This window comes from Phaeobacter gallaeciensis (assembly GCF_001678945.1).
GTDB lineage: Bacteria > Pseudomonadota > Alphaproteobacteria > Rhodobacterales > Rhodobacteraceae > Phycobacter > Phycobacter gallaeciensis_A.
The window spans coordinates 2,845,139-2,869,373 of record NZ_CP015124.1 but is presented as its reverse complement, the minus strand read 5'-3'; the positions used below and the strand labels follow the sequence as shown (position 1 = coordinate 2,869,373).

The following is a 24,235-nucleotide window of genomic DNA, read 5'->3' as shown; positions in this document are numbered from 1 at the left end:
AGGGCAGCGCCCGACCCTGGGTGGGTGCGAAAGCGCCCTCCCGTGGGGAGGGTCGGGCGCTGCCCGGCACTGCCGGGCAAACGAAGAGGCTAGGAATGACCGCTGAACTCACCGCCCTCACACTTGCCGCCCTGCTGCAGGTTCTGCAGTTCTTCGCCTATTCCATCACCGCCAACCGGCAGGTCGGCCCCAAGGTAGCAATGGGGCCGCGTGACACGCCAGTGCAGCTGACCGGCACGGCAGGCCGTCTGCAACGGGCGCTGAACAACCACTTCGAAGGGCTGATCCTCTTCACCATCGCCTGCGTGGTGGTGACCCTTGGCGGCCAGTCCACCCCCTTCACCGCCGCCTGCGGCTGGGTCTATCTGCTGAGCCGGGTGCTTTACGTGCCTGCCTATGCATTCGGCCTCACGCCCTGGCGGTCGGTCGTCTGGTCGGTGGGCTTCCTGGCCACCACCCTCATGCTGATCGCGGCGCTGATCTGATGCGCAGCGCTCCTCCCCATATTCCCGAATACGGGCCGCTGGCGATGCATGACCATCGCCCCTGCCCTTTCCTTAGTTCCAACGAAAGGACCTCCTATGGCTTCCTATGACGTGATCATCATCGGCGCCGGCCCCGGCGGCTATGTCAGCGCCATCCGCTGCGCCCAGCTGGGCCTGAAGACCGCCATCGTCGAAGGGCGCGAAACCCTTGGCGGCACCTGCCTCAACGTGGGCTGCATTCCGTCCAAGGCGCTCTTGCACGCGACCCACTCCCTGCACGAGGCAGAGCACAACTTTGCCAAGATGGGTCTGAAGGGCAAAAGCCCCTCCGTCGACTGGAACCAGATGAAGGCCTACAAGGACGATGTCATCGGCCAGAACACCGGCGGCGTCGAATTCCTGATGAAGAAGAACAAGATCGACTGGCTGAAAGGCTGGGCCTCGATCCCCGCTGCCGGTCAGGTCAAGGTTGGCGACGATGTGCACGAGGCCAAGAACATCGTGATCGCCTCCGGCTCGGTTCCCTCCTCCCTCCCCGGCGTCGAGGTCGACAACGACAAGGGCATCGTGGTGGACAGCACCGGCGCGCTGGAGCTGCCCAAGGTGCCGAAGAAGATGGTCGTCATCGGTGCGGGCGTCATCGGGCTGGAGCTTGGCTCGGTCTATGCCCGCCTTGGCTCAGAGGTGACCGTCGTCGAGTACATGGACGCGGTCTGCCCCGGCATGGACAAGGACGTGCAGCGTACCTTCAAGCGGATCCTGGAAAAACAGGGCCTCAACTTCATCATGGGCGCCGCCGTTCAGGGTGTCGAGACCACCAAGACCAAGGGCAAGGTGACCTACCAGCCCAAGAAAGGCGGCGATGCCGAGGTACTTGACGCCGATGTGGTGCTGGTCGCAACCGGCCGCAAACCCTATGCCGAGGGGCTGGGCCTTGATACGCTGGGGGTGAAGCTGACCGAACGCGGCCAGATCGCAACGGATGCCCACTGGGCCACCAACGTCAAAGGCATCTACGCCATCGGCGACGTGATCGAGGGTCCGATGCTGGCCCACAAGGCCGAGGACGAAGGCATGGCGGTGGCCGAGGTGATCGCGGGCAAGCATGGCCACGTGAACTACGGCGTGATCCCTGGTGTCGTCTACACCACGCCTGAGGTTGCCACCGTCGGCGCCACCGAGGACGCGCTGAAGGCCGAAGGCCGCAAGCTGAAGGTCGGCAAGTTCAACTTCATGGGCAATGGCCGCGCCAAGGCCGTGCACCAGGGCGAAGGCTTCGTCAAACTGATCGCGGACAAGGAAACCGACCGCATTCTGGGCGCAGCCATCATCGGCCCCGGCGCCGGTGATCTGATTCACGAGATCTGCGTTGCCATGGAATTCGGCGCCTCTGCCGAGGACCTGGCCCTGACCTGCCACGCGCACCCGACCTACTCCGAAGCGGTGCGCGAAGCGGCCCTCGCCTGTGGTGACGGCGCGATACACGCTTAAGCCCACTTCGGGCGACGCGATGCGTTCGCGTTCCACACCAATTCAGCGGCCCGCCCATATTGGCGGGCCGTTTCCGTCTGATACAGGAGACAGCCATGACCATCAGCCTGCAAGTGCTTTACCCCGCCTCCGATGAGGCGACATTTGACTATGACTATTACGTCGAGACCCATCTGCCTTTGATCGAAGAGCACTGGGGCGAATTGATTGAAACGGTCGAGGCTTCGCGCGGGCTAGCCGGAGGCCCGGATGTGCCACCGCCCTATCTGCTGATCGCGACAATCACCTTTCCCAACGATGACGCGCTTAATACTGCTATGGGTGAAAAGGGCAGCGTGATCATTGATGATGTTGCCAATTTCACCAACATCCGCCCACAGATCCTCGTGGGCGAATTGTTGATGAACTGAAATAAGTGGCGGTGGCTGAAATGTGCCACCCGCTAGCAATTTAGGACCGCATTTTTGAAGAAACGCGTTTTACTCGGAATTGTTGCAGCAGGCCTAGCGGTAGGCCTCGGCGGAGCATCACAAATCTGGCCGAAGCAAACGCGCGCTGAACGCATGGCAGACCTGTTTCATGGCATCTGCCTTGCGCCTGCATTGACTGGCGACAGTCCCGATGCACTGTTCTCCAGCCTGACCAGAACACATGACGAGGGTACCGCACAGCGGTGGATCGACACACAATCTGGCAGTTTCCTGCGCGTTGCTGCGACCAGCTGTACTGTGTCCACCTACGCGCCCCATGCTCTGACCTTTGAGGAGGCAGAGGAGTTGTTGGAATTGACTGGCGTCATCGTCGCGAGAGATTTCCCCCAGTTGGTATATGATCCCAAGGCAGTTATGGGCGATGAAGCCCTCGCCAAAGGCTGGTTCATCGGCAGCTTTTCTTCACCGGGACGGTGGGGAATATATCATTTTGCCTACCCCGATTGGGGAGATAGCGCGGGCAGCTCTCTGTCATTCAAGGCACCACCCACGCCGGATTAATCTCTCACCATATCGTCTTTGCGGCACGTGCACCCCAGGCATCGTCATAGGGTTTGCCGCCTTCCTCACCATTGGTCTGCTCGGCGAGGATCTCTCCCATGCTGGGCAGGCCTTCGCTTTGATCGCCTGCGGTCCAGGTTCCCGCCCGCATCAGGGCGCGGGCGCATTGGCTGTAGATCTCGTCGATGGCGATCACCAGCACCGTGGCGGGCTGCTTGCCGTTCCGGTCAAAGCGGGCGCGCAGGGCTTCATCGGCGGTGATCCGAGCCTGACCATTGAGACGCACAACGTTGTTTGAACCGGGCACGAAGAACATCAGCGATACCCGGGGATCGCGCACGATATTGCGCAAGGAGTCGATCCGCTGGTTGCCCCGCCAATCGGGCAGCGCCAGGGTGCCGGGGTCCAGCTCCAGCACGCAGGGGCCATCGTCGCCGCGCGGGCTGGCATCGGTGCCTTCGGGACCGACCGTCGAGAGGACGCACAGCCGCGAGGCCATGATCCATTTGCGATAAAGCGGCGTCATCCGACGCGCCACCTTACGTAAAGAAGGCGCTCCCGGTTCCCCGTAAAGCGCCTCCAGATCTTCAAGTGTTTCGATGTAATCCATCCGGTTCAAACCCCGCTTCGCGCATCAATGCATCGGATCGCTCTTCGACCCGTTCTTCCAATATCTTCATGAATTCCTGCCGCTCCAGCCCCGGTTCGATCGGGTCCAGGAACTCCACCACTGCAACGCCGGGGCGGCGCATGATACCCTTGCGCGGCCATAGCACACCAACGTTGGTGGCCACCGGCACGCAGGTTTGCTGCAGCTGTTCGTAGAGCACGCCGGTGCCGACCTTATACTCGGCCTTCACGCCCGGGGCCACGCGGGTGCCTTGCGAGTAGATCACCAGCTGGCCCGCCTCCTGCCGCCCGGCATGCACGTCGGCAACCATCTTCTGGATGGCGGCGCCGCGCTTGCCCCGGTCCACCGCCACACAGTCCAACAGCTTGGCGTATTGACCAATCACCGGCGTGCGCAGGATTTCCTTTTTCATGATGAACTTGGCCGTCGGCAGCGCCGTGAAGATCATCATGATATCAAGGAACGACTGATGCTTGGCCGCGATCAGCGCTTCACCCGATGGCGGGGTGCCGCGCACCTCGCAGCGGATGCCAACCATCCAGCGGGCGCTCCAGAACACCCAGCGCGAATAGGTCTTGCAACAGACGCGCGCACCGCGCTTGCTGAAGATGGCCCAGGGCGCAAAGGCAAGGCCAATCACCGGCATCATCAGATAGATCTGGCCCACGAACAGCAGCGAGCGCAGCCATTGAATTGCATCCTTCACGTCAATTCTCCCAGACGTTTGTTGGCCGCGCGGGTCGTCGCCACATAGGCCACCAGCGCCCCCAGCACCGGAATGACCAGCGGCAGCAGCCAGCCCCAGCCCTGAAAGCCAAGCCCGGTCAGAAAGCCGCCCTCGTCCGAGGCGGCAGGCATCAGCCAGACACCCAACATGCCAAATCCCATCCCCACAATCGCGCCGCTGAAGGCCCGCAGGGTAAAGCGGCGGATAAAGGCCTGCGCGATATAGCTGTCCTGCGCGCCGACAAGGCGCAGCACTTCGATCACCTGGGCATTGGCCGCAAGCGCTGCATTGGCCGCAAGCGAGATCATCGCCCCCATGGCGCCACCGATCAGCAGGATCGACACCACCGCCAGACGCCGCAGCGATTGCGCCGCATCCACCAGCGGCGCCCGCCAGCGGGTATGATCGTCCAGCACCGCACCGGGCACCTCGGCCTGCAGACGCAGGCGCAGGCCGGTGGCATCATAGCCGGGATCATCCTCGATCACTTCGATCAGCTGCGGTACCGGCAGCGCATCAATCGGCACCGAGGCGCCGAACCAGGGCGCCAGCAGCGCCGCCTGTTCCTCGGGGGTAAAGGCGCGTGCCGAGGCCACACCGGGCGTCTGCCGCAAAATGGTCAGGGCCGCCCCGGTCTGGGCGGCACGTTGTTCGGCGGGAGCATTGATGCGCAGGGTCGCGGCGCGGGCCAATTCATCCGCCCAACGGTCCGCCAGCCGCCCCGAGGCCAGCGACAGCGCCAGCGCAAAGACCGCCAGGAACGCCATCGCCCCGGCAGCAAACAGGGTCAGCTGCGCCGTGAAGCCACTGGGGGGCACCACCCGGTCGGCCTGTGCATCGCCGCTGATCAGCGCCCGCAGGCGCCCGCCAAAGCCGTCCCTGCTCATAGATCCGCTCCCGCAAGATGCAGCTGTTTGTCGTAAATCCTCAGCACCCGGGCCTGAACCTGGTTCTTGGCCGCCCGGATCAGCGACAGATCATGGGTTGCCACAAGGATGGTCTTGCCCATGCGGTTCAGCTCGACCAGCAATTGCAGCAGCCGTTGCGACATCTCCCAATCGACGTTCCCAGTCGGCTCGTCGGCGATGATCACATCCGGCGACAGGATCACCGACCGCGCCAGCGCCGCACGCTGGCGTTCGCCGCCGGACAGCTCTGGCGGCAGCGCATCCGAGCGCTCCGCAAGCCCGACCCAGTTCAGCAATTCGCGCAGGTTCGCCTGCTCCTGCCCCAGATCCCGCCCCGAGACGGTCAGCGGCAGTGCGATATTCTCGATCACCGGCAGGTGGTCCAGAAACCGGCAATCCTGATGCACCACGCCGACCCTGCGGCGCAGAAAGGCCATCTGGTCCCGGTCCAGCCCTTTGACATCCATGTTGAAGACGCGCACCCGGCCCGAGGTCGGGGTCAGCGCTCCATAGCAAAGCTTCAGCAGGGTTGTCTTGCCGGTGCCCGAAGGACCAGTCAGGAAATGGAAGGATCCCGGCGCCAGCTGCATCGACAGATTGCTCAGCAGCTCTCCGCCGCCATAATTGTAGCCTACGTTGTCCAGCTCGATCACGGCGTCCCCCTGGTGCTGCTTGCTCGTTTTGCCCCAGAGCACCGCCAGTTTCAATGGCCCGCAGCCCTGCGGGCGCCGCCGGTCACGCCCGCGTGCGCGGCGCCCCGCGCAATTGCCCCTTCCTTGATGGCCCCGAACTCCCTATGGTCATTTGGAAATACCGCTGAATTGCACCCGGAACACTCCGGGTCCAAGGAGACACAGAATGCGCCTGACATGTCCGAATTGCGCTGCCCAGTACGAAGTGCCGGATGACGTTATCCCGGAAGAAGGACGCGATGTTCAGTGCTCCAGCTGCGGCACCACCTGGTTCCAACCCGCTGCAGGCGCCAGCGCAGAGCCCCCTGTGGCCGAGGACACAGCCCCAGAGCCTGAGGGCACACCAGAGGTATCCGAACAGGTCGCCACAGAAGAAGCCATCATATCAGAGGCCGCAGCCGAGGAAATACCTTCCCCAGAACACGCTCCCCATGTTGAAGAAGAGCAGATGCCCGAGGCGGCAGAGGATCTGACCACCTCCGAGGAGCTGCCAGCCGAGGAAGAGGACGAGCCGGAAGAGCCTGCCCCCGCCCCTGACATGGACGACGAAGCCGAACGCGCCGCGCGGCGGCAGCGGGGCCTGGACCCGGCGCTATCGGACATCCTGCGCGAAGAGGCAGAGCGCGAAGCCTCCCTCCGCGCGGCCTCTGCGCCTGCACAGGGGCTGGAGAGCCAGCCCAATCTGGGTCTGGATGATCTGCCCGAAAACGAACAGGCCCTGCGCGCCCGTCAGGCCAAGGACCGGATGGCCCGGATCAAGGGGCAGGACCCGCGTCAACTGGCAGCCGAAGCCAGCGGACAACGCCGGGGCGTGCTGCCGGATATCGAAGAGATCAACTCGACCCTGCGCGCCGGGGATGCCGCCGCCGTTCAGGCCGCTGCCGAGGACACGCCAGTGCCACGCAAAAGCGGCTTTGCACGCGGTTTTGCGCTCACCATCCTGCTCGCGTTGATCCTGATGATGATCTACACCAACGCCGCCAAGATCGCCGAGGCGGTACCGCAGGCCGATCCTTACCTCAGCAGCTATGTCACCTGGGTCGATCAGGCGCGGCTGTGGCTGGATGCGCAGGTCAAGGCGCTGCAAACACCGCAGCCCTGATCACCGCTTCTGGTCCAGCAGGCGCATTGATCAACTGCGTTTGAGACCGTCATTTCCTTAAAGAATGCCACGCATAGGGTCTCAATTCAGCCCTAGCCGCTTCAGAACCGGTCGAACAGCCGCTGCAGATAGTTGCGCTCTTCCTCGCTACGGCTGCGATCCTGCGACCGGCGACGGATTTCCTCCAACAGATCCCAGGCCCGGCCATGCGCCGAACCCCGGTCCGGAACCGCACCTCTGTCGCCATTGTCCATGCCGCTGGCGCGTCCCAGCGGATCCAGCCCCTCGGCCGAGCCATTGGGCTGGGCCTGTCCCTGCTGTCCTTGGTTCTGTCCCGGCTGCTGGCGCTGTGCCATGGCTTCGCCAAGCGAGCGCATGCCTTCGCGCAGGGCTTCCATCGCATCGGATTGCTGGTCGATGGCCTCGGCTAGATCGCCGTTCCGCAACGACTCTTCGGCACCCTCCATGGCGCGGCCTGCCCGATCCAGCGCATCGCGGGCATTACGCCCTTCCTCGCCCCCAAAGGGCAGGCCGTCACGCTGACGTTCCAGCTCGTTCCGCAGGGCCTGCTGACGCTGAGCCAGATCGCCCGCGCTGGGATTGCCATCCGCGCCAGAGCCGCCCTGCCCCGGCTGGCTTTGTCCCGGATCGCCGCCGCCACCCTGTTGTTGCCCGGATTGTTCGCCGCCCTCGCCAGTGCCGCCGGTGCCATCGTGGCTCTGTCCACGGCCCTGACCGCCGTTGCGGCCCTCGTTGCCCTGGCTTTGACCGCGCTGTGCATCGCTGTTGAACTGTTCCTGCAAATCGCGGAAGGCCTGATCGGAGAGGCCCTGCTGTTCGCGCAGGGTCTCGGCCAGACCCTCCATGGCCTGCCGTCCCTGATCACCGCCCTGCTGGCCTTGCTGGCCGCGGGTCATGCGCATGTTTTCCATCATCTGCTGGAATTCGCGCAGGGCCTGCTCGGCCTCGGCCATGCGACCCTGCTCCATCAGTTCCTGAATGCGGTCCATCATCGCCTGCAGGTCGTCCTGGCTGAGCTGCATCATGTCCTCGGGCATCTCACCCGGTTCCATCATCTCGCCGTTCTGTTCGGCCTGCCGTTGCAGCTGGCGCAGGTAATCATCGGTTGCTTCGCGCAGCTCCTGCATCAGGCGGGCGATCTCCTGATCGCTGGCGCCTTCGCGCATGGCCTGGCTCAGCCGCTCCTGAGCGCGTTTCATCCGCTCCAGCGCGTCGCCCACATCGCCTTCCTCCAGCGCGATGGCCAGATCCCACAGCGCCGCTGCGATGTCTTCCTGCGCAGGGGATGTCAGTGCGCCTGCCGCCAGATGGCTTTCGAGCCGCCGCAGAATGCCGCGCAGGCGCAGATAGCTACCCGCATCGCGGAAAATCCCATCGGGGCGATGCGACACCGCCCGCAGGATCTGCGCCACCCGCGGCGCATTGGCCCGCGCCCAAAGGATATCACGGCGCTGCTCGGCTACTGAAGCGGCCAGCGGATCAAAAAAGCGCCGCGCTGTCAGCGGCGCGCCAAAGGGGGCTGCCGTGCCGCTCTGCCCCGCCGCGTCCTGCGCGGTGAAGGTATAAGTGACCGGCAAATTGGCCCAAGGGTGCTGCGAGAAGTCCTCGATCAGGCGTTCGGTAAAATCGCTGCGCCCGCCGGTGAGCGGCAGCGGCAGGTCCAGTACGATATCCTCGCGCGGGTCCGGGTCGATCTGCAGCCCGTGCCGCCGGTCCAGCGCCGCAAGGTCCAGAGAAATCCGCACGGTTCCGCCGACGACGCCGTAATCATCCTGCGCCGCGAAGGGTAGGTTCAGCGCGCCTTCGGGGCCTAGATCCGGCGCGCCCGCCACCGCAACTGCGGGCGGTGCATCCGGCGTCACCGTGACCTGCCAATCGCGCCCGCCCTGCCCGGCGATGGCCAGCTGGCCTTCCTGACGGACCTCGAATTCCTGCTGCGGATCGGTCGCCGGGGGTAGTTCGCCAGTGCGGGCGGAAACGGTCTCATCCAACGTCAATGCGCCGATCTCACCATAGAACCGCAGGGTGATTTGGCTGCCCTCGGGCAGGGTCAGCTCCCCGGCAGGCTGATCGTTGAGGTAAAGAACCGGCAGGCCCGTGTAACGCGGCGGTGCGATCCAGCCTTCCCAGGTCGGCCCGTTCATCGCTGAGGCCGCGCCCGGTGTCATGCCACTGAGGCTGCTGACCCGCCAGAACGAGCCGAAGACAAGCGCCACTACTAGCGCCAGAAGCGCCATATACCGCAGGGCAAAGGGATCCGCCGCTGCGATTTTCAGATTTGGAGAGGGCGCGCGGGCCTGCCGCGCCGCTGTCGCCATGCGCCGCTGATGTGCCTGCCACAAGGCCGCCGATGCCGGGTCGGAAGCGCCAATCGCCTGACTATCCAGAAGCGCGCTGACTGGTCGCCCCGGCAGGGTTGCGTCCAGCCGCGCCAGCGCCGACGCATGGCTTGGCCAGGAAAACCGTTTGATGCCCCAGATGAGCGCCAGCCCCAGCGCTAGCGCGCTGAGCACGGCACCAGACCAGACCAGTTCGACCGGTAATTCATCGTGCAGCCCCAGCATCACCGCCGCCAGCGCCAGCATCAGCACGGAGGCCGCAGGCCAAAGGGCGCGCAGCAGCTGCTCCGCGATCATGCCCGCCCGCGTTAGGCGCAGGGGCCAGCGCAGCGGTTTCAGACGCGGGTCAGCCTTGGGGAATGCAGCGTCGGATGCGGCCATTTCGGCGATGCCTCTCTGCGCGGGTGCGGGCGCGGTTGCGGGGGTGCCCCGACCGCGAAAAATCCGCAGCCGCGATCAGAGCCATTCTGGAATGGTATCGCGGTTTATCATTTCGTCAAAGGTCGGACGTCGGCGAATAACCGCGAATTGATCCCCATGCACCAGTACCTCGGGGATCAGAGGGCGCGAGTTGTATTCGCTCGACATCACCGCGCCATAGGCTCCGGCGCTGCGGAAGGCGATCAGATCCCCGGCAGCCAGCGGCGGCATTTCGCGCTGCTTGGCAAAGGTATCGCCGGATTCGCAGACCGGCCCGACGATATCATAAGGCTGGCTTTCGACGCCCGGCTCCGGTTCGATCACCGGCACGATATCGTGATGCGCCTCGTACATGGCGGGGCGGATCAGATCGTTCATGGCCCCATCGATGATCAGGAAATCACGGCCCTCGCCGGATTTCACATAAATTACCTTGCTGACCATTAGCCCGGCATTGCCCGCGATCAGGCGACCCGGTTCGATCTCGATCTCGCAGCCGAGGTGGCCCAGCGTACGCTTGATCAGGGCGCCATATTCCACCGGCAGCGGCGGCGCCTCGTTCGAGCGGGTATAGGGAATGCCCAGCCCGCCGCCCAGGTCCAGGCGCCGGATGTCATGGCCTTCGGCGCGCAGGGTTTCGGTCAGCTCCGCAACCTTCTGATAGGCGGCCTCGAACGGGGCCAGCTCGGTCAGCTGCGAGCCGATATGCACGTCGATCCCGATCACCTCCAGCCCCGGCAGGCTGGCGGCATGGGCGTAGACCTCGCTAGCGCGGGAAATCGGGATGCCAAACTTGTTCTCGGATTTGCCGGTGGCGATCTTGGCGTGGGTCTTTGCATCGACATCCGGATTGATGCGGATGGTGATCGGCGCACGGGTGCCCAGTTCCAGAGCGACCGCGTTGATCACCTCCATCTCGGGCTCGGATTCCACGTTGAACTGGCGGATGCCACCGGACAGGGCGCAGCGGATTTCCTCGGCCGTTTTGCCAACGCCGGAAAAGACGATCTTGTCGCCCGGCACACCAGCCGCCTTGGCGCGCAGGTATTCGCCCTGACTGACCACATCCATGCCCGCGCCCGCCTGTGCCAGCGTTTGCAGGATGGCCTGGTTGCTGGCTGCCTTCATCGCAAAACAGACCAGATGCTCGGTGCCTTCCAGCGCCTCGTCGAACAGGCGGAAATGCCTGAGCAGCGTCGCGGTGGAATAGACATAGAACGGCGTGCCTACGGCGGCGGCGATTTCAGCCACCGGAACGTCCTCGGCGCAGAGCGCGCCATCGCGGTAAAGAAAATGATCCATGTCTTGGCGATTAGACCAAAAGAGGCCGCCGGATCAATGGAATTTGTCCTGCTACAGCGCTGTCCACTGCGCGTTTATCCCCGCAGCCCCGATGCGATCATGGTAAAGGCGGTCTCGCGCCGCAGGGTGGCGATCTTGGACCCCGCATCGAACAGGCTCAGATGCAGGAAAACCCCGTCCAGCATCGCGATCACCGCCCGCGCCAGCGCCATCGGATCGCAGTCAGCGCGGATTTCCTGCGCTTCGGCAAGATCCGCGAAATGTTCTGCCCAGTGACGGGCCAGCCAATCGAAAAACCCGTCGATGATCTCTACGGCACGGGGATCCTTGAACCCCGGTCCCAGCACTTCAAAGATCAGCGATGTCATATCACGCTGCGCCAGGATCACCGTCTGGCGCAGGCCATCCAGATAAAGCTCAAGCGTCTGCGGGGCGGGCAGCAGGGTGATCTGGCCCCTCAGCCCGTCGAAATATTGCCCGATCAAGCTCAGGATGAGGTCATCCTTGCCGTCGCAATAAAGATAGAGCGTGCCCTTGGCCACGCCCGCGGCCCTGGCAATATCGGTCATTTTGGTGGCCTGATAGCCCGTGCGCGCAAAACACATCATCGCCGCCTCGAGGATCTCAGCCCTCATTTTATCCTTGTCGACGATCTTCGGCATTGCCGTTCCTTTTGGGCCTGATTGCACGGAATGCATAGCGGGGTTGACCTGTCCCGGCATATAAATGACTTGCGGGTCAGTCATGCGGCCCCTAGATAGCGCGCTATATCTGACCAATTGGTCAAAAATGGATTAGTGTCAATGAGTGAAAATCAGAAGATTGCATTTGTCGCCGGTGCAACTGGCCATCTGGGGCGCCATCTGGTGGCGCAACTGTCGGCCCGGGGCTACTCCGTGCGGGCACTGGTCCGGTCCGGCTCGGATACGTCCGGGTTTCCCCGAGGTATTGAAATCGTCACCGCAGAGGCCACCGACCCGGCCAGCCTCAGCGGACTTATGGATGGGGTGGAACTCGTTGTCTCGGCCTTGGGGCTGACCCGGCAGACCGACCGTGTGACCTATCTGGATGTGGATTATCAGGCCAACCTCAACCTGCTGAAAGAGGCGGTGAACGCCGGGGTCGGTCAGTTTGCCTATGTGCATGTGCTGACCCGGGGCACCCCCACCTCTGATCTGGTGGCGGCCAAATCGCGGTTCGTCGGCGTGCTGCAAACCGCCCCGCTGCAGGCGTGCGTCATCCGCCCCAACGGGTTCTTTGCCGATATGGAAGAGATCCTGTCGATGGCGAAAAAGGGCCGGGTCTGGCTGATCGGTGACGGATCGGTGCGGATCAACCCGATTCATGCCCGCGATCTGTCCTGTGCCATTCTTGATGCCATCGAAGCCGGGGAGGCGGATGTGGAGATCGGCGGCCCCCAGGTGCTGAGCCTCAATCAGATCGCAGAACTGGCCTTTGACGCCCTCGGTAAACCCGCCCGGATCACCCACCTGCCACTGTGGCTGGGCCATGCGGCCCTATCAGTGATGAAACGTTGCACCCCGCGTCATGTCTGGGGGCCGTTCGAGTTTTTCCTGACCTCCTGCCAGCAGGACGCCATCGGACCGCAATATGGCAGCCGGTCGCTGGGCGATCACTATGCTGGGATTTGTTCAAATCGTGCCGGGACAAAGGTTTCGGCGTTCAGTTCCCGATAGAAACGCCAACCCGGGCGTACCCCGAAACTGTCACACCCGACCCGGGTGTCTGAGACGCAGAGCTACCGCTTGCGGTACCCGCAGTGCGTTCAGAGGCCGACGGCTCACATCCCGCCAAAGCGATCACGACCGGCAGCCAGAAGACGGCGCACGCAGGACGCGAGAGCATCAGAAGCCCAGAAGAAGGCTGAACGGTCCCTGCTGCACACCCACACTGCCCCCGGCATGGACACCGCTGGTAGAGACCCCGACCCCGGCATTGAGTGTGGGGCGCACCGGTTCTCCATCCACGCCACAGGCCGCGAGTGTTGTGGCTGCAACGAAAAGAAAAACAAGAACGCGCATCGGAGAGAAGCCCTCGGCTCGGGTGGGTATTCATTCAATATGGGCGGGGCGCTGGCCAATCACAAGCGCCCCCACCGCAGGATCTCGGCAAAGGCCTGCTTAGCCCGCCAGGATCTCTTTCCAGCGTTGCACCTGCGCGCGCACCTGCGCGGGCGCGGTGCCACCATAGGACATGCGCGAGTTGACCGAGTTTTCGACTCCCAGAACGTTGAAGATATCCTCGGTGATGCCTTCGTGCACGCCCTGCATGTCCTCAAGGCTGAGGTCAGGCAGATCGCAACCACGGCCCTCGGCCATCGCGACCAAGGCGCCAGTCACGTGGTGGGCATCGCGGAAGGGCACCTTCAGCACCCGCACCATCCAGTCGGCCAGATCGGTGGCGGTGGAGAAACCCGAACCTGCGGCGGCAGCCAGCGACTCGCGGTTGCCAGTCATATCCTTGACCATGCCTTCCATCGCAGCCAGCGCCAGCATCCAGTTGTCGGCTGCATCAAAGACCTGTTCCTTGTCTTCCTGCATGTCCTTGGAATAGGCGAGCGGCAGCCCCTTCATCACCATCATCAGCGCGGTATTGGCGCCAAAGATCCGGCCTACCTTGGCGCGGATCAGTTCGGCCGCATCCGGGTTCTTCTTCTGCGGCATGATCGAGGAGCCGGTGGAGAAGCGATCACTGAGAGTCACGAAACGGAACTGGGCCGAGGACCAGATCACCAGCTCTTCGGCAAAACGGCTGAGGTGCACGGCGCAGATCGATGCGGTGCTCAGGAACTCCAGCGCGAAATCGCGATCCGACACGGCATCGAGCGAGTTCGCCGCAGGACGGTCAAAGCCCAGCGCCGATGCCGTCATCTCGCGATCGATGGGGAAGGAGGTGCCAGCCAGCGCCGCCGCACCCAGGGGCGATTCGTTCATCCGGGCGCGGGCATCACGCACGCGGGACAGATCACGGCCGAACATTTCCACATAGGCCATCATGTGATGGCCCCAGGTTACCGGCTGCGCGGTCTGCAGGTGGGTAAAGCCGGGCATCACCCAGTCGGCGCCAGCCTCGGCCTGATCGACCAGCGCCTTGATCAGCGCCAGCAGGCCCTTTTCGGCAGCGTCGAACTGATCGCGCACCCAGAGTTTGAAATCGGTCGCCACCTGATCATTGCGCGACCGGCCGGTGTGCAGACGCCCGGCGGGCTCTCCAATCACCTCTTTCAGGCGCGCTTCGACGTTCATATGGATGTCTTCCAGCGCGGTAGAGAACTGGAAGCTGCCGCTTTCGATCTCTGACAAGACCGTGAGTAGCCCTTCCCGAATGGCCTCGGCGTCGTTATCCGTAATGACGCCTGTCGCGGCCAGCATGGCGGCATGGGCTCTTGAGCCTGCGATGTCCTGGGCTGCCATACGCTTGTCAAACCCGATTGAGGCATTAATTGCCTCCATGATCGCGTCAGGGCCAGCGGCAAAGCGGCCGCCCCACATCTGGTTTGAGGATTGATCTGTCATGGCTGAACCCCGGAGATAACATGCGTCTGTTTCGTCACCTCACCCTTTATATGGCCCTTGCCTTGGGTGCAAATGCCGCCTTCGCCGCAGATGTCGCGACGCTGGAGGCGCTGCGCGCCGACAGTCTGAAACGGCTGGTCGTCCATTCCGAGCCGCGCCCCGTCTCTGACGCGGAGTTCTTTCTGGAAAACGATGGCGGCACCGCCACGCTGACCGATTATCAGGGCAAGATCGTTCTGCTGAACTTCTGGGCGACCTGGTGTGCCCCCTGCCGCAAGGAAATGCCGCAAATCGCCGAGTTGCAGGAAGAGTTCGGCGGCGAGGACTTCGAGGTTCTGACCATCGCCACCGGGCGCAATTCCCCCGCCGGTATCGTCAAGTTCTTCGAGGAAAACGGCATCACCGGCCTGCCCCGCCACACCGATCCGAAACAGGCACTGGCCCGCAACATGGCAGTGATCGGCCTGCCCATTACCGTTCTGATCAACCGCGAAGGCGAAGAGGTTGCCCGCCTTCTGGGCGATGCGGAATGGAACAGCGACAGCGCCAAGGCGATCATCAAAGAGATGATTGCAACGCATTGATCTGCGCATCCCGCAACGGGTCCGGCCGCGCCCCGATCACGGCTTGACCTCACGCGACCTTTGACAGGCTCCTTCCCGGTCCGCCAATGTAGGGATCAGGGAGGAGCATATGCCACTAGAGATCCTGCTGATCATGGTTATCGGCGGCGTCAGCGCGGTCGCCGCGATCCTACACCTGTCGGGCCGCTCGGCGCAGACGGTGCTGTCGGTCGAAGATGCCCGCGCCGAGTGGCATCGCCATTTCCCCGATGATGTGATCCACCAGGTGCTGATCGCCGAAAACGGCCACGCCGCGCTGGTTCAGACCGAAGGCGGAACCGGCCTTCTCTGGGCCTTTGGCGCCGACACCGTGGCGCGCCATCTTATTGATTTTGATGTCTTTGAAACCGGAACCGGCCTCAGGCTGGAGTTCCACGATTTTGGTACGCCGGGCGTCTCGCTCTCTCTTGCGCCGCACGAGCGCGCAGACTGGCAACAGATGATGATCCCGTCCTGAAGGAACCCCGCCGATGAGCGATCCAATCTCTTACCCCGATGTGACTCAATATGCGGTGCCGTTTTTCATCGCGGCGATCCTGGCCGAGTTCCTGTGGATCGCGATCAAAGGCCGGGGCGGTCGTTATGAAACCCGCGATGCGCTGACCTCGCTGATCATGGGGGCGGGCAGCGTCGCGGCAGGGATCCTGCTGGGTTTCATCGCCTGGGCATTCTTCATGGTTCTGTGGCGGCTCACGCCGCTTGATATGGGGACGTCGATCTGGGCGGTTCTGGTCTGTTTCGTGCTGGACGATCTGCGCTATTACTGGGTGCACCGCTTCGGCCACCGGGTGCGCTGGGTCTGGGCCAGCCATGTGAACCATCACTCCAGCCAGCATTACAACCTGACCACCGCGCTGCGGCAGACCTGGACCGGCACCTTCACCTTCATGATGGTTGTCCGCGCGCCGCTGGTGCTGCTGGGGTTCCACCCGGCGCTGGTGCTGTTCGTCGGTGGCCTCAACCTGATCTACCAGTTCTGGATTCACACCGAAGCGATTGGCAAGATGCCCCGCTGGTTCGAGGCGGTGATGAACACCCCCAGCCACCACCGCGCACACCATGGCCGCAACCCGCGCTATCTGGACTGTAATTATGCCGGCGTCTTCATCATCTGGGACCGGATGTTCGGCACCTTCGTCCCTGAACAGGAGAACGACCGCGTCGATTACGGCCTTGTCCACAACATCGGCACCTTCAATCCGCTACGGGTCGCCTTTCACGAATGGGTGGGGATTTTCCGTGACATGACCCAGCCCGGCCTGACCCTGAAACAACGGCTGCTTTATGCGCTGGCGCCGCCCGGCTACAGCCACGATGGCAGCCGCGACACCAGCGAAACCATCAAGGCGAAATACCTGGCCCGCAACCCGGGTGACCGCGGCACGCCGGGATTTGAACAACCAGCCGACCCGACCTGACGGACCGGGCCGCGACATCAGATGCGACTTTTCCTAAAGTTTTAACTTTAATCCATGGTTCACCCTTTTGTCCGAGAGTGCAAAGCAACGCATAGTTTCCATGCACATGATCAGGCACAGGTATAGCCAGGGGGCAAAACAGTGAAACACAGTCGCTGGAAAAAAGCGGACCTGCCAGAAGGCTCAGAAAACCCACTGAACGCAGCGGTAGTATCCCGCGACCGGTCCACATTGGATATGGTTGCCGAGGCGGTGAAGCATGACCAGACGATGCTGGCCTTCCAGCCGGTCATGCAGGCCATGCCCCCGCATCAGACCGCCTTTTATGAGGGTTACATCCGGGTTCTGGATGCCACCGGCCGGGTGATTCCTGCCCGTGACTTCATGCATGTGGTCGAGGAAAAGGAAATCGGCCGCGCTCTGGACTGTCTGGCGCTGCAGCACGGGCTGCGGGCGCTGATGAAATCGCCCCAGATCCGCCTGTCCGTGAACATGTCGGCGCGCTCCATCGGCTACGGCCGCTGGATGGACGTGCTGAACCGCTTCCTGAAGAAAGACTCCACCATTGGCGAACGTCTGGTTCTGGAAATCACCGAAGCCTCGGCCATGGCCGCGCCAGAGCTGGTCATCGACTTCATGGAGCGGCTGCAGAAACACGGCATCGCCTTTGCGCTGGATAACTTCGGGGCCGGCACCACGGCCATCGCTCACTTTCGCGAATTCTTCTTCGACGCGGTCAAGATCGACGGTCAGTTCATCCGCGGCATCAGCGGCAATCCGGACAATCAGGCCGTGACCTGCGCTCTGGTCGGCATTGCCAAGCAGTTCGACATGCTGGTGGTGGCCGAGTCGGTGGAATCCGAAGCCGATGCGCAATACCTTGTTTCCATCGGCGTCGACTGCATGCAGGGCTTCCTGTTCGGCGCCCCGACGGTCAGCCCACCCTGGCTGGAGGAACTGAAGGAACGCAGCCGCGCCTGATCCGCTGCACTGCAGCGCTCGGGAATAGCCTCCTTGTTTCAGAGCCTTCTGTGCATCTGACCGCATGACCCCCTAAAAAGAGCCACCGTCACCGGTGGTTTTTTGCGTTTATGCCGGTTGACTTCCCGTCAGCCGCTGGGACACCCTGTCGATTGCTGCAGGTGCAGCAATACGCTATGCCTGCCCCGGAGTACGGGAGGACGTGTTTGCCATCGCGGGGTTTTGATTTCACCACCAACCGCGCGGGTGCAACATCTCCGGAGTTAATTGATGGCAGAGGACCCATATCAATGACCAATGTTGTAATCGCATCCGCCGCACGGACCGCTGTCGGCAGTTTTGGCGGCTCGTTCGCCAATACGCCCGCCCATGATCTGGGTGCCGCTGTTCTGGAGGCCGTTGTTGCTCGCGCCGGCGTCGACAAAAGCGAGATCTCTGAAACCATTCTCGGTCAGGTTTTGACCGCCGCTCAGGGCCAGAACCCGGCCCGTCAGGCCCATATCAATGCCGGCCTGCCCATCGAAAGCGCCGCCTGGGGCATCAACCAGGTCTGCGGCTCCGGTCTGCGCGCCGTGGCCCTCGGCGCACAGCACATCCAGCTGGGCGATGCCGCCATCGTCTGTGCCGGTGGCCAGGAAAGCATGACCCTGTCGCCCCACGCCGCAAATCTGCGCGCTGGTCACAAGATGGGCGACATGAAGTATATCGACACCATGATCCGTGACGGTCTGTGGGATGCCTTCAACGGCTACCACATGGGCCAGACCGCTGAAAACGTCGCCGAACAGTGGCAGATCTCCCGCGATCAGCAGGACGAATTCGCCGTCGGCAGCCAGAACAAGGCCGAAGCCGCCCAGAAGGCGGGCAAGTTCGTTGATGAAATCACCCCCTTCACCGTGAAAACCCGCAAGGGCGACATCGTGGTGGACAGCGACGAATACATCCGTCACGGCGCCACCATCGAAGCCATGCAGAAACTGCGCCCCGCCTTCACCAAGGACGGATCGGTCACCGCTGCCAACGCCTCCGGCCTGAACGACGGTGCTGCGGCCACCCTGCTGATGAGCGCCGATGAAGCCGAAAAACGCGGTATCGAGCCGCTGGCCCGCATCGCCTCTTATGCCACCGCTGGCGTCGATCCCTCGATCATGGGCGTCGGCCCGATCCACGCCTCCCGCAAGGCGCTGGAGAAGGCAGGCTGGAGCGCCTCGGATCTGGATCTGGTTGAGGCCAACGAAGCCTTTGCCGCGCAGGCCTGCGCCGTGAACAAGGAAATGGGCTGGGATCCCAGCATCGTCAACGTCAACGGTGGCGCCATCGCCATCGGCCACCCCATCGGCGCCTCGGGCTGCCGGGTTCTGAACACGCTGCTGTTTGAAATGAAGCGGCGCGGTGCCAAGAAAGGCCTCGCCACGCTTTGCATCGGTGGCGGTATGGGCGTCGCCATGTGCGTGGAGCGCCCGTAACGTGGCCTCGTAACCGGACATATCTAAGGGCGCCATCTTGGCGCCCTTTTCTTTTAGGCTTCAAAGGTTTGTCAGGGGTGCGACAATTTATGCGGCGGCGCAGCAAAATCCGTTGCGCAATATTGTTGCTCAAACTAACCTCTGCATGTAGCAAGATTACCAAGTAAATGAATCACTGGAGGACAACTCAATGGCACGAACTGCACTCGTCACAGGCGGCTCCCGCGGCATCGGCGCAGCAATTTCCAAGGCTCTGAAGGCCGAAGGCTATGACGTCGCAGCCACCTATGCCGGCAATGACGAAGCCGCGGCCAAATTCACCGAGGAAACCGGCATCAAGACCTACAAGTGGAACGTGGGCGACTACGAGGAAAGCAAGGCCGGTATCGAAAAGGTCGAAGCCGATCTGGGGGCCATTGACGTCGTGGTGGCAAATGCTGGGATCACCCGCGATGCCCCCTTCCACAAGATGACGCCCGAGCAGTGGCACCAGGTGATCGACACCAACCTGACCGGCGTCTTCAACACCATTCACCCGATCTGGCCCGGCATGCGCGAGCGCAAGTTCGGCCGTATCATCGTGATCTCCTCGATCAACGGTCAGAAAGGTCAGTTCGCTCAGGTAAACTATGCTGCCACCAAGGCAGGCGATCTGGGCATCGTCAAATCCCTGGCGCAGGAAGGCGCCCGCGCAGGCATCACCGCCAACGCGATCTGCCCCGGCTATATCGCCACTGAAATGGTGATGGCCGTGCCGGAAAAGGTGCGTGATTCGATCATCGCACAGATCCCGACCGGCCGCCTGGGCGAGCCTGAGGAAATCGCCCGCTGCGTGACCTTCCTGGCCTCTGACGACGCAGGCTTCATCAACGGGTCGACCATTTCCGCCAACGGCGGTCAGTTCTTCGTCTGATCCGAGTGCGCAATGGTAAAATCAACAAGGGCCGGTCCTGATGGACCGGCCCTTTTTCAATCCCGTAAGGACATGTGCACTATGCCCAGCGGGAAACCCTTGTGCTGACCAGCGAAGGCTTGCCGCGGCGGAACAGGCGCGCCCAGAAGGATTTCAGCACCTGGCCGCGTTCTTCATGTGCACGCTGCATGGCCAGTTTGATATCGGCGTTGACTGTATATTCCATCTCGCAAACCTCCGTTTCGGATCAGCATCATTAACCTGACACCAATATGATTGCGGGTGAAAAAACTTACAAACGAGACTTTTCAGTCATTCAGTTAAGTATTACTGATGTGATCATGCCAGAACGCCTGCCCCCCCTGACCGCCCTGCGCGCATTTGATGCCGCCGCCCGCCACATGTCCTTTGCCAAGGCGGCAGAGGAGCTGAACGTGACCCCGGCGGCGCTGTCCTTTCAAATCAAATCGCTCGAGGAGCACCTCGGCGCGCCGCTGTTCCGTCGGCTCAACCGTGCGGTGGAGCTGACCGAGGCCGGACGCACGCTGGCCCCAGGCGCCGCCGAGGGTTTCGAGATTCTTGGCGATGCCTGGCGCGCCACCCGGCGGCTGCAGGACAACAGCACACTGACGGTGACCGCTGGCCCAGGCTTTACCGCGAAATGGCTGGCGCCGCGTCTTTATGAATTTGCGCGTGCCCATCCCGAAATCGACCTGCGCTTTTCCGCGACACTCAGGCAAATGGATTTCCAGCGTGACGAGGTCGATGTGGCAATCCGGTTTGGCGTCGGCCCGGACGAGGGCCTTTGGTCCCTGCCCCTGCGCAAGGAATGGATGACACCGGTGATGACGCCGGAACTGGCAGAGAAATACAAAACCTCCGAAAGCCTGACCGAGGCGCCGCTTCTGTTCGACGAATCCCTGAACTTCCTGCAGCCGCCCTGCGACTGGCCAGCATGGTTCGCCGCTGTCGGAATCGATTTTGCCCCCACGCATGGCGCGCATTTCTCGCAGGCCGACCATGCGGTGGATGCCGCCCTGACCGGGGCAGGCGTCGTGCTTGGCCGCCGCGCCATGGTGGTGACCGATCTGCACGCCGGGCGTCTGGTGGCCCCTTTCGCGACTGCGATTGAAACCGAAGGACGGTTTCGCTTTGTCTGCGCCAAGGGCACCGAGGATCGCCCCCAGATCAAGGCGTTCCGCGACTGGTTCATGGGTGAGATCGACAAGACATCCTATGTGTCTGAGCGGTTCGATATCATCCCGGTCACCGATATCGCCCCCCCCTGAATGCAGCATTCCTGACCACTCGCACGCGGTTCGCCCGGACAGCCCCTTTCAAAAGCAAAAGGGCCACCAGATCTGGCAGCCCAATTTCATCAGACATATCGTGGGCGCGCCGCCCGTGCCGGTTTTGCTCCGGTTTGCGGCTGCGCCCGAGTTGCTCGCGCGTCAGTGCGCCAGTTCGCTTGCGGACAATCGCTCAATCTCTTCCTTGAGCTTCAATTTCTGCTTTTTCATGGCAGCGACTTCCAGACCGTCGGTACTGGGTGCACGTTGGGCCTGTTCGACTTCCATGCTGAGGTGCTCGTGCTTCTTCTTCAGTTCCGTGAGATGCGAGCTGAGGCTCATGCCGTTCCTCCTTTTTGAGCAAAATACGCCCTGCGTCAGCAGGACACCTCAAGTGGAGCATAAGAAAATGCGTCTGTCACGCTGCAGGCGCACAGTTTTGTCATCAATCTGTTGCATCGGCTGAAGACTGCCAAAAACCGCCGCTCAGCCTTGCAATAAAGGCGCAAAGCCACGGTAAAACGACTATGTAACGCTTGAAAGACGCAAGGGTCCTACCCATATGGGCGTCCGGTCAGACAGGCCCCGGCAACGCTCTGATGGCAGTCCCCGATACCACGTCACCGCCTTGGCGACCGACTCGCCGCGATAGAGGATTGGCTATTCAGGCGGGCCGCTTTTCCCCGGGCCAGGGCAGGGCCGCCCCCTGCCGCAGAACATCGGCCACCTCTTCTTGATAGCTTTCACCGTCCCGCTCGTGCCGCGCACCCTTGTGCAGGATCAGTGGCGCGTGCAGCCGGAACTCCGCCCGCCCCTCCTTGCGCGCGCGCAGGATCACCAGCTCTGCCGCCCGCTCCTGTCGTGGCGCCAGCGGCAGCACCTCCAGCGACCCCAGCCTCCCGGCACAGGCCACAAGCATATCCGGCAACCGGTCCGCGCGCTGGATCATGTGCAGGTATCCACGCGGCGCCAGCCGTTTGGCGGCAACGGCGATCCAGTCCTGCAGTGGTGTCTCTTCTCCGAGGGCAACCCGCCGCCCGGCATCCTGCGCCGGGCTGTGCCCCCCTGCCCGGTAGTAAGGCGGATTGGCAATCACATGGGCGAACTGCATCTGGCGCAAAGACACCGGCAACTGCGCCAGGTCCGCCTCGATCACATCAATGCCCTGCCCGTTCAGCGCGCCATTGCGCCGCGCCAGGTCGGCATAGGCGGCCTGCAACTCCACGCCCGTAAGGCGCAGCCCCGGCACCCTTGCCGCAAGGCACAGCAGCGCCTGCCCCGCACCGCAGCCGAGCTCCAACACATGATCCCCCGCCCGCGCCGGAACAGCGGCCGCCAACAACACAGGATCAACCCCGGCACGGTAGCCTTTGACGGGCTGATACAGCCGCACCCGGCCGCCCAGGAAATCGTTACAGGTCAGATCCGCGTCGGCAAAAATGCTCATTGGCCCAGCGGGATGTCATTGTCGCGCATCACCCGCAAAGCCGGGTCGTAATCATCCGGATGCACCATAAGGCGGCGCGGAAAAATTCCGATGCCGCCCTCGAGGATGCTCATATTTACGTCCAACTGAAAGCAGTCTATATCCTCTCCCTCAAGAAGGGCTGAGGCAAAGGCCAAGACGGTTGGATCGGTGCTGCGCAGAAGTTCCTTCATGGGGATGGATCTAAGAGCAAGGGCAATACCTTGTCGAGCCTGAAAGCCGGGAAAGCAATGGACCAAGTCATGACGCAAAAGCCGCATGAAATGCTGGCAGCCACCCTCAGCGACGAGATGGCGGCGGTAAACACGCTGATCCGAACAAGGATGGCCTCCGAGCACGCGCCCCGGATCCCCGAGGTGACCGCCCATCTGGTCGAGGCTGGCGGCAAGCGCCTGCGCCCGATGCTGACCCTGGCGGCGGCGCGCATGTGTGGCTACGAGGGCGACAATCACGTCAAACTGGCGGCCACAGTGGAGTTCATCCACACCGCTACCCTGCTGCATGACGATGTGGTCGACGAAAGCGGCCAACGCCGCGGCCGCCCCACCGCCAACCTCTTGTGGGACAACAAAAGCTCGGTTCTGGTCGGCGATTACCTCTTTGCCCGCAGCTTCCAGCTGATGGTGGAAACCGGCTCTTTGCGGGTGCTGGACATCCTCGCCAATGCTGCCGCCACCATCGCCGAGGGCGAGGTGCTGCAGATGACTGCGGCAACCGACCTAAAAACCGACGAAGCGATCTACCTGCAGGTGGTGCGCGGCAAGACGGCAGCGCTGTTCTCCGCCGCGACCGAGGTCGGCGGCGTCATCGCCGGGGTGGAGGAGGCGCAGATCAAGGCGCTGTTCGATTACGGTGATGCCCTAGGCATCGCTTTCCAGATCGCCGATGACCTTCTGGATTATCAGGGCGACAGCAAGGCAACTGGCAAGAACGTCGGCGACGATTTCCGCGAACGCAAGCTGACCCTGCCGGTGATCAAGGCAGTGGCGCAGGCCACCGATAAAGAACGCGCCTTCTGGACCCGCACCATCGAAAAGGGCCGCCAAGAAGAGGGCGATCTCGACCACGCTCTGGCGCTGATGGGCAAGTACAAGACGCTGGAGGCCACCCGCGACGACGCCATGGCCTGGGCCGAAAAGGCAAAGACCGCGCTGCAAAGCCTGCCGGAGCACCCGATCCGTCAGATGCTGCATGATCTCGCCGATTACGTGGTGGCTCGGCTGCACTAACCCGCCGGGGCAACATGCCAAAGTCGGCATATCAGCCCCTTTCTTCCAAAGTCCGGGTCAAGGGAGGCGTTAGCCTCCGCGCCGCGCGCGGCTTGCCCTTGAGGCGGATTTTGGACCTCCACACTCGATGTGGCGCCTGCAGCGCAGACCTGCGCTTCAGGCGCCTCTCAGCAGATCTGGAAAA

The 24,235-nt window shown here is 62.8% G+C and carries 27 protein-coding genes; 14 read left to right on the top strand and 13 right to left on the bottom strand.

The window, feature by feature from the left end; translation table 11 throughout:
* Positions 1–95: 95 nt before the first annotated feature.
* From JL2886_RS13640 to JL2886_RS13625, 4 genes are all read left to right on the top strand, one after another.
* Positions 96–485, top strand: a complete 390-nt coding sequence (locus tag JL2886_RS13640; RefSeq protein WP_065272505.1) for an MAPEG family protein — start codon at positions 96–98, stop codon at positions 483–485.
* Positions 486–581: 96 nt separating this feature from the next.
* Positions 582–1,976, top strand: a complete 1,395-nt coding sequence (gene lpdA / locus JL2886_RS13635) for a dihydrolipoyl dehydrogenase (RefSeq protein ID WP_065272504.1) — start codon at positions 582–584, stop codon at positions 1,974–1,976.
* 95 nt (positions 1,977–2,071) lie between these two features.
* Positions 2,072–2,386: an EthD family reductase gene (locus JL2886_RS13630; protein WP_065272503.1), complete on the top strand. Its 315-nt coding sequence runs from the start codon at positions 2,072–2,074 to the stop codon at positions 2,384–2,386.
* 54 nt (positions 2,387–2,440) lie between these two features.
* Positions 2,441–2,968: a hypothetical protein gene (locus tag JL2886_RS13625; RefSeq protein ID WP_065272502.1), complete on the top strand. Its 528-nt coding sequence runs from the start codon at positions 2,441–2,443 to the stop codon at positions 2,966–2,968.
* Positions 2,969–2,972: 4 nt separating this feature from the next.
* Here the strand turns inward: JL2886_RS13625 and JL2886_RS13620 are convergent, their stop codons facing one another.
* From JL2886_RS13620 to JL2886_RS13605, 4 genes are read right to left on the bottom strand one after another with little or no spacing between them, the layout of a single operon-like run.
* Entirely contained in the window at positions 2,973–3,578 is a 606-nt protein-coding gene (locus JL2886_RS13620) for a pyridoxamine 5'-phosphate oxidase family protein (protein WP_065272501.1), read from the bottom strand.
* Positions 3,556–4,305 carry a lysophospholipid acyltransferase family protein gene (locus JL2886_RS13615; RefSeq protein ID WP_065272500.1) on the bottom strand — a complete coding sequence of 250 codons (750 nt, stop codon included), beginning with the start codon at positions 4,303–4,305 and terminating at the stop codon, positions 3,556–3,558. Before JL2886_RS13615 ends, JL2886_RS13620 begins: the two co-directional genes overlap by 23 nt.
* Complete coding sequence (locus tag JL2886_RS13610; RefSeq protein WP_065272499.1) at positions 4,302–5,213, bottom strand: cell division protein FtsX; 912 nt, start codon at positions 5,211–5,213, stop codon at positions 4,302–4,304. The genes JL2886_RS13615 and JL2886_RS13610 overlap by 4 nt, the downstream gene beginning before the upstream one ends.
* On the bottom strand, positions 5,210–5,887 hold the full coding sequence (locus tag JL2886_RS13605) for a cell division ATP-binding protein FtsE (protein WP_065273706.1): 678 nt from the start codon (positions 5,885–5,887) through the stop codon (positions 5,210–5,212). The genes JL2886_RS13610 and JL2886_RS13605 overlap by 4 nt, the downstream gene beginning before the upstream one ends.
* 205 nt (positions 5,888–6,092) lie before the next feature.
* On the opposite strand from JL2886_RS13605, the gene JL2886_RS13600 reads away from it, so the two are divergent.
* Positions 6,093–7,028, top strand: coding sequence for a zinc-ribbon domain-containing protein (locus JL2886_RS13600; protein ID WP_065272498.1), 936 nt, complete (start codon positions 6,093–6,095; stop codon positions 7,026–7,028).
* Between the two features lie 101 nt (positions 7,029–7,129).
* On the opposite strand, the gene JL2886_RS13595 is transcribed toward JL2886_RS13600, so the two are convergent.
* The 3 genes from JL2886_RS13595 to JL2886_RS13585 all read right to left on the bottom strand — a co-directional run bounded on the left by JL2886_RS13595 (position 7,130) and on the right by JL2886_RS13585 (position 11,772).
* Positions 7,130–9,769, bottom strand: coding sequence for a TIGR02302 family protein (locus JL2886_RS13595; protein WP_065272497.1), 2,640 nt, complete (start codon positions 9,767–9,769; stop codon positions 7,130–7,132).
* Between the two features lie 75 nt (positions 9,770–9,844).
* Complete coding sequence (gene lysA / locus JL2886_RS13590; RefSeq protein WP_065272496.1) at positions 9,845–11,110, bottom strand: diaminopimelate decarboxylase; 1,266 nt, start codon at positions 11,108–11,110, stop codon at positions 9,845–9,847.
* 74 nt (positions 11,111–11,184) lie between these two features.
* Positions 11,185–11,772, bottom strand: a complete 588-nt coding sequence (locus JL2886_RS13585; protein ID WP_065272495.1) for a TetR/AcrR family transcriptional regulator — start codon at positions 11,770–11,772, stop codon at positions 11,185–11,187.
* A 141-nt stretch (positions 11,773–11,913) separates the two neighbouring features.
* Here JL2886_RS13585 and JL2886_RS13580 point away from each other — a divergent pair, with 141 nt between their 5' ends.
* A complete protein-coding gene (locus tag JL2886_RS13580; RefSeq protein ID WP_065272494.1) occupies positions 11,914–12,807 on the top strand; it encodes an SDR family oxidoreductase in 894 nt (297 codons plus the stop codon).
* Positions 12,808–12,975: 168 nt separating this feature from the next.
* On the opposite strand, the gene JL2886_RS19615 is transcribed toward JL2886_RS13580, so the two are convergent.
* Positions 12,976–13,152: a hypothetical protein gene (locus JL2886_RS19615; RefSeq protein WP_165832669.1), complete on the bottom strand. Its 177-nt coding sequence runs from the start codon at positions 13,150–13,152 to the stop codon at positions 12,976–12,978.
* 99 nt (positions 13,153–13,251) lie between these two features.
* Positions 13,252–14,646, bottom strand: coding sequence for an argininosuccinate lyase (gene argH / locus JL2886_RS13575; RefSeq protein WP_197492319.1), 1,395 nt, complete (start codon positions 14,644–14,646; stop codon positions 13,252–13,254).
* Positions 14,647–14,666: 20 nt separating this feature from the next.
* Between argH and JL2886_RS13570 the strand changes: the two genes are divergently transcribed.
* The 6 genes from JL2886_RS13570 to phbB all read left to right on the top strand — a co-directional run bounded on the left by JL2886_RS13570 (position 14,667) and on the right by phbB (position 20,047).
* Entirely contained in the window at positions 14,667–15,230 is a 564-nt protein-coding gene (locus JL2886_RS13570; RefSeq protein WP_197492318.1) for a TlpA disulfide reductase family protein, read from the top strand.
* Between the two features lie 109 nt (positions 15,231–15,339).
* Entirely contained in the window at positions 15,340–15,726 is a 387-nt protein-coding gene (locus tag JL2886_RS13565) for a hypothetical protein (protein ID WP_065272492.1), read from the top strand.
* Between the two features lie 13 nt (positions 15,727–15,739).
* Positions 15,740–16,687 (top strand): sterol desaturase family protein, encoded by a 948-nt coding sequence (locus JL2886_RS13560; protein WP_065272491.1) that lies wholly within the window; start codon positions 15,740–15,742, stop codon positions 16,685–16,687.
* Between the two features lie 141 nt (positions 16,688–16,828).
* Complete coding sequence (locus JL2886_RS13555; RefSeq protein WP_065272490.1) at positions 16,829–17,668, top strand: EAL domain-containing protein; 840 nt, start codon at positions 16,829–16,831, stop codon at positions 17,666–17,668.
* A 290-nt stretch (positions 17,669–17,958) separates the two neighbouring features.
* A complete protein-coding gene (locus JL2886_RS13550; protein WP_065272489.1) occupies positions 17,959–19,134 on the top strand; it encodes an acetyl-CoA C-acetyltransferase in 1,176 nt (391 codons plus the stop codon).
* A gap of 190 nt (positions 19,135–19,324) precedes the next feature.
* Positions 19,325–20,047, top strand: a complete 723-nt coding sequence (phbB, locus tag JL2886_RS13545) for an acetoacetyl-CoA reductase (protein ID WP_065272488.1) — start codon at positions 19,325–19,327, stop codon at positions 20,045–20,047.
* Positions 20,048–20,126: 79 nt separating this feature from the next.
* Here phbB and JL2886_RS19480 read toward each other — a convergent pair whose 3' ends face one another.
* Positions 20,127–20,273 carry a hypothetical protein gene (locus JL2886_RS19480; protein ID WP_156767922.1) on the bottom strand — a complete coding sequence of 49 codons (147 nt, stop codon included), beginning with the start codon at positions 20,271–20,273 and terminating at the stop codon, positions 20,127–20,129.
* 115 nt (positions 20,274–20,388) lie between these two features.
* Between JL2886_RS19480 and JL2886_RS13540 the strand changes: the two genes are divergently transcribed.
* Positions 20,389–21,336: a transcriptional regulator GcvA gene (locus tag JL2886_RS13540; protein WP_065272487.1), complete on the top strand. Its 948-nt coding sequence runs from the start codon at positions 20,389–20,391 to the stop codon at positions 21,334–21,336.
* 162 nt (positions 21,337–21,498) lie between these two features.
* Here JL2886_RS13540 and JL2886_RS13535 read toward each other — a convergent pair whose 3' ends face one another.
* The 3 genes from JL2886_RS13535 to JL2886_RS13525 form a co-directional block, all read right to left on the bottom strand.
* On the bottom strand, positions 21,499–21,678 hold the full coding sequence (locus JL2886_RS13535; protein ID WP_065272486.1) for a YdcH family protein: 180 nt from the start codon (positions 21,676–21,678) through the stop codon (positions 21,499–21,501).
* A gap of 322 nt (positions 21,679–22,000) precedes the next feature.
* The gene (locus JL2886_RS13530; RefSeq protein WP_065272485.1) at positions 22,001–22,783 is read right to left on the bottom strand and encodes a tRNA1(Val) (adenine(37)-N6)-methyltransferase; all 783 of its coding nucleotides are present in this window, start codon (positions 22,781–22,783) and stop codon (positions 22,001–22,003) included.
* Positions 22,780–22,995: a DUF2007 domain-containing protein gene (locus JL2886_RS13525; protein ID WP_065272484.1), complete on the bottom strand. Its 216-nt coding sequence runs from the start codon at positions 22,993–22,995 to the stop codon at positions 22,780–22,782. Before JL2886_RS13525 ends, JL2886_RS13530 begins: the two co-directional genes overlap by 4 nt.
* A gap of 57 nt (positions 22,996–23,052) precedes the next feature.
* On the opposite strand from JL2886_RS13525, the gene JL2886_RS13520 reads away from it, so the two are divergent.
* On the top strand, positions 23,053–24,051 hold the full coding sequence (locus JL2886_RS13520) for a polyprenyl synthetase family protein (protein WP_065272483.1): 999 nt from the start codon (positions 23,053–23,055) through the stop codon (positions 24,049–24,051).
* The last annotated feature ends 184 nt before the right edge of the window (positions 24,052–24,235 follow it).

Bases quoted from the DNA above. Each gene is read 5' to 3' on its own strand.
- JL2886_RS13640 (WP_065272505.1), top strand. From the start codon at position 96: ATGACCGCTGAACTCACCGCCCTCACACTTGCCGCCCTGCTGCAGGTT.
- lpdA (WP_065272504.1), top strand. From the start codon at position 582: ATGGCTTCCTATGACGTGATCATCATCGGCGCCGGCCCCGGCGGCTAT.
- JL2886_RS13630 (WP_065272503.1), top strand. From the start codon at position 2,072: ATGACCATCAGCCTGCAAGTGCTTTACCCCGCCTCCGATGAGGCGACA.
- JL2886_RS13620 (WP_065272501.1), bottom strand. From the start codon at position 3,578: ATGGATTACATCGAAACACTTGAAGATCTGGAGGCGCTTTACGGGGAA.
- JL2886_RS13610 (WP_065272499.1), bottom strand. From the start codon at position 5,213: ATGAGCAGGGACGGCTTTGGCGGGCGCCTGCGGGCGCTGATCAGCGGC.
- JL2886_RS13600 (WP_065272498.1), top strand. From the start codon at position 6,093: ATGCGCCTGACATGTCCGAATTGCGCTGCCCAGTACGAAGTGCCGGAT.
- JL2886_RS13595 (WP_065272497.1), bottom strand. From the start codon at position 9,769: ATGGCCGCATCCGACGCTGCATTCCCCAAGGCTGACCCGCGTCTGAAA.
- lysA (WP_065272496.1), bottom strand. From the start codon at position 11,110: ATGGATCATTTTCTTTACCGCGATGGCGCGCTCTGCGCCGAGGACGTT.
- JL2886_RS13585 (WP_065272495.1), bottom strand. From the start codon at position 11,772: ATGCCGAAGATCGTCGACAAGGATAAAATGAGGGCTGAGATCCTCGAG.
- JL2886_RS13580 (WP_065272494.1), top strand. From the start codon at position 11,914: ATGAGTGAAAATCAGAAGATTGCATTTGTCGCCGGTGCAACTGGCCAT.
- JL2886_RS19615 (WP_165832669.1), bottom strand. From the start codon at position 13,152: ATGCGCGTTCTTGTTTTTCTTTTCGTTGCAGCCACAACACTCGCGGCC.
- argH (WP_197492319.1), bottom strand. From the start codon at position 14,646: ATGACAGATCAATCCTCAAACCAGATGTGGGGCGGCCGCTTTGCCGCT.
- JL2886_RS13570 (WP_197492318.1), top strand. From the start codon at position 14,667: ATGCGTCTGTTTCGTCACCTCACCCTTTATATGGCCCTTGCCTTGGGT.
- JL2886_RS13565 (WP_065272492.1), top strand. From the start codon at position 15,340: ATGCCACTAGAGATCCTGCTGATCATGGTTATCGGCGGCGTCAGCGCG.
- JL2886_RS13560 (WP_065272491.1), top strand. From the start codon at position 15,740: ATGAGCGATCCAATCTCTTACCCCGATGTGACTCAATATGCGGTGCCG.
- JL2886_RS13550 (WP_065272489.1), top strand. From the start codon at position 17,959: ATGACCAATGTTGTAATCGCATCCGCCGCACGGACCGCTGTCGGCAGT.
- phbB (WP_065272488.1), top strand. From the start codon at position 19,325: ATGGCACGAACTGCACTCGTCACAGGCGGCTCCCGCGGCATCGGCGCA.
- JL2886_RS19480 (WP_156767922.1), bottom strand. From the start codon at position 20,273: ATGGAATATACAGTCAACGCCGATATCAAACTGGCCATGCAGCGTGCA.
- JL2886_RS13540 (WP_065272487.1), top strand. From the start codon at position 20,389: ATGCCAGAACGCCTGCCCCCCCTGACCGCCCTGCGCGCATTTGATGCC.
- JL2886_RS13535 (WP_065272486.1), bottom strand. From the start codon at position 21,678: ATGAGCCTCAGCTCGCATCTCACGGAACTGAAGAAGAAGCACGAGCAC.
- JL2886_RS13530 (WP_065272485.1), bottom strand. From the start codon at position 22,783: ATGAGCATTTTTGCCGACGCGGATCTGACCTGTAACGATTTCCTGGGC.
- JL2886_RS13525 (WP_065272484.1), bottom strand. From the start codon at position 22,995: ATGAAGGAACTTCTGCGCAGCACCGATCCAACCGTCTTGGCCTTTGCC.
- JL2886_RS13520 (WP_065272483.1), top strand. From the start codon at position 23,053: ATGGACCAAGTCATGACGCAAAAGCCGCATGAAATGCTGGCAGCCACC.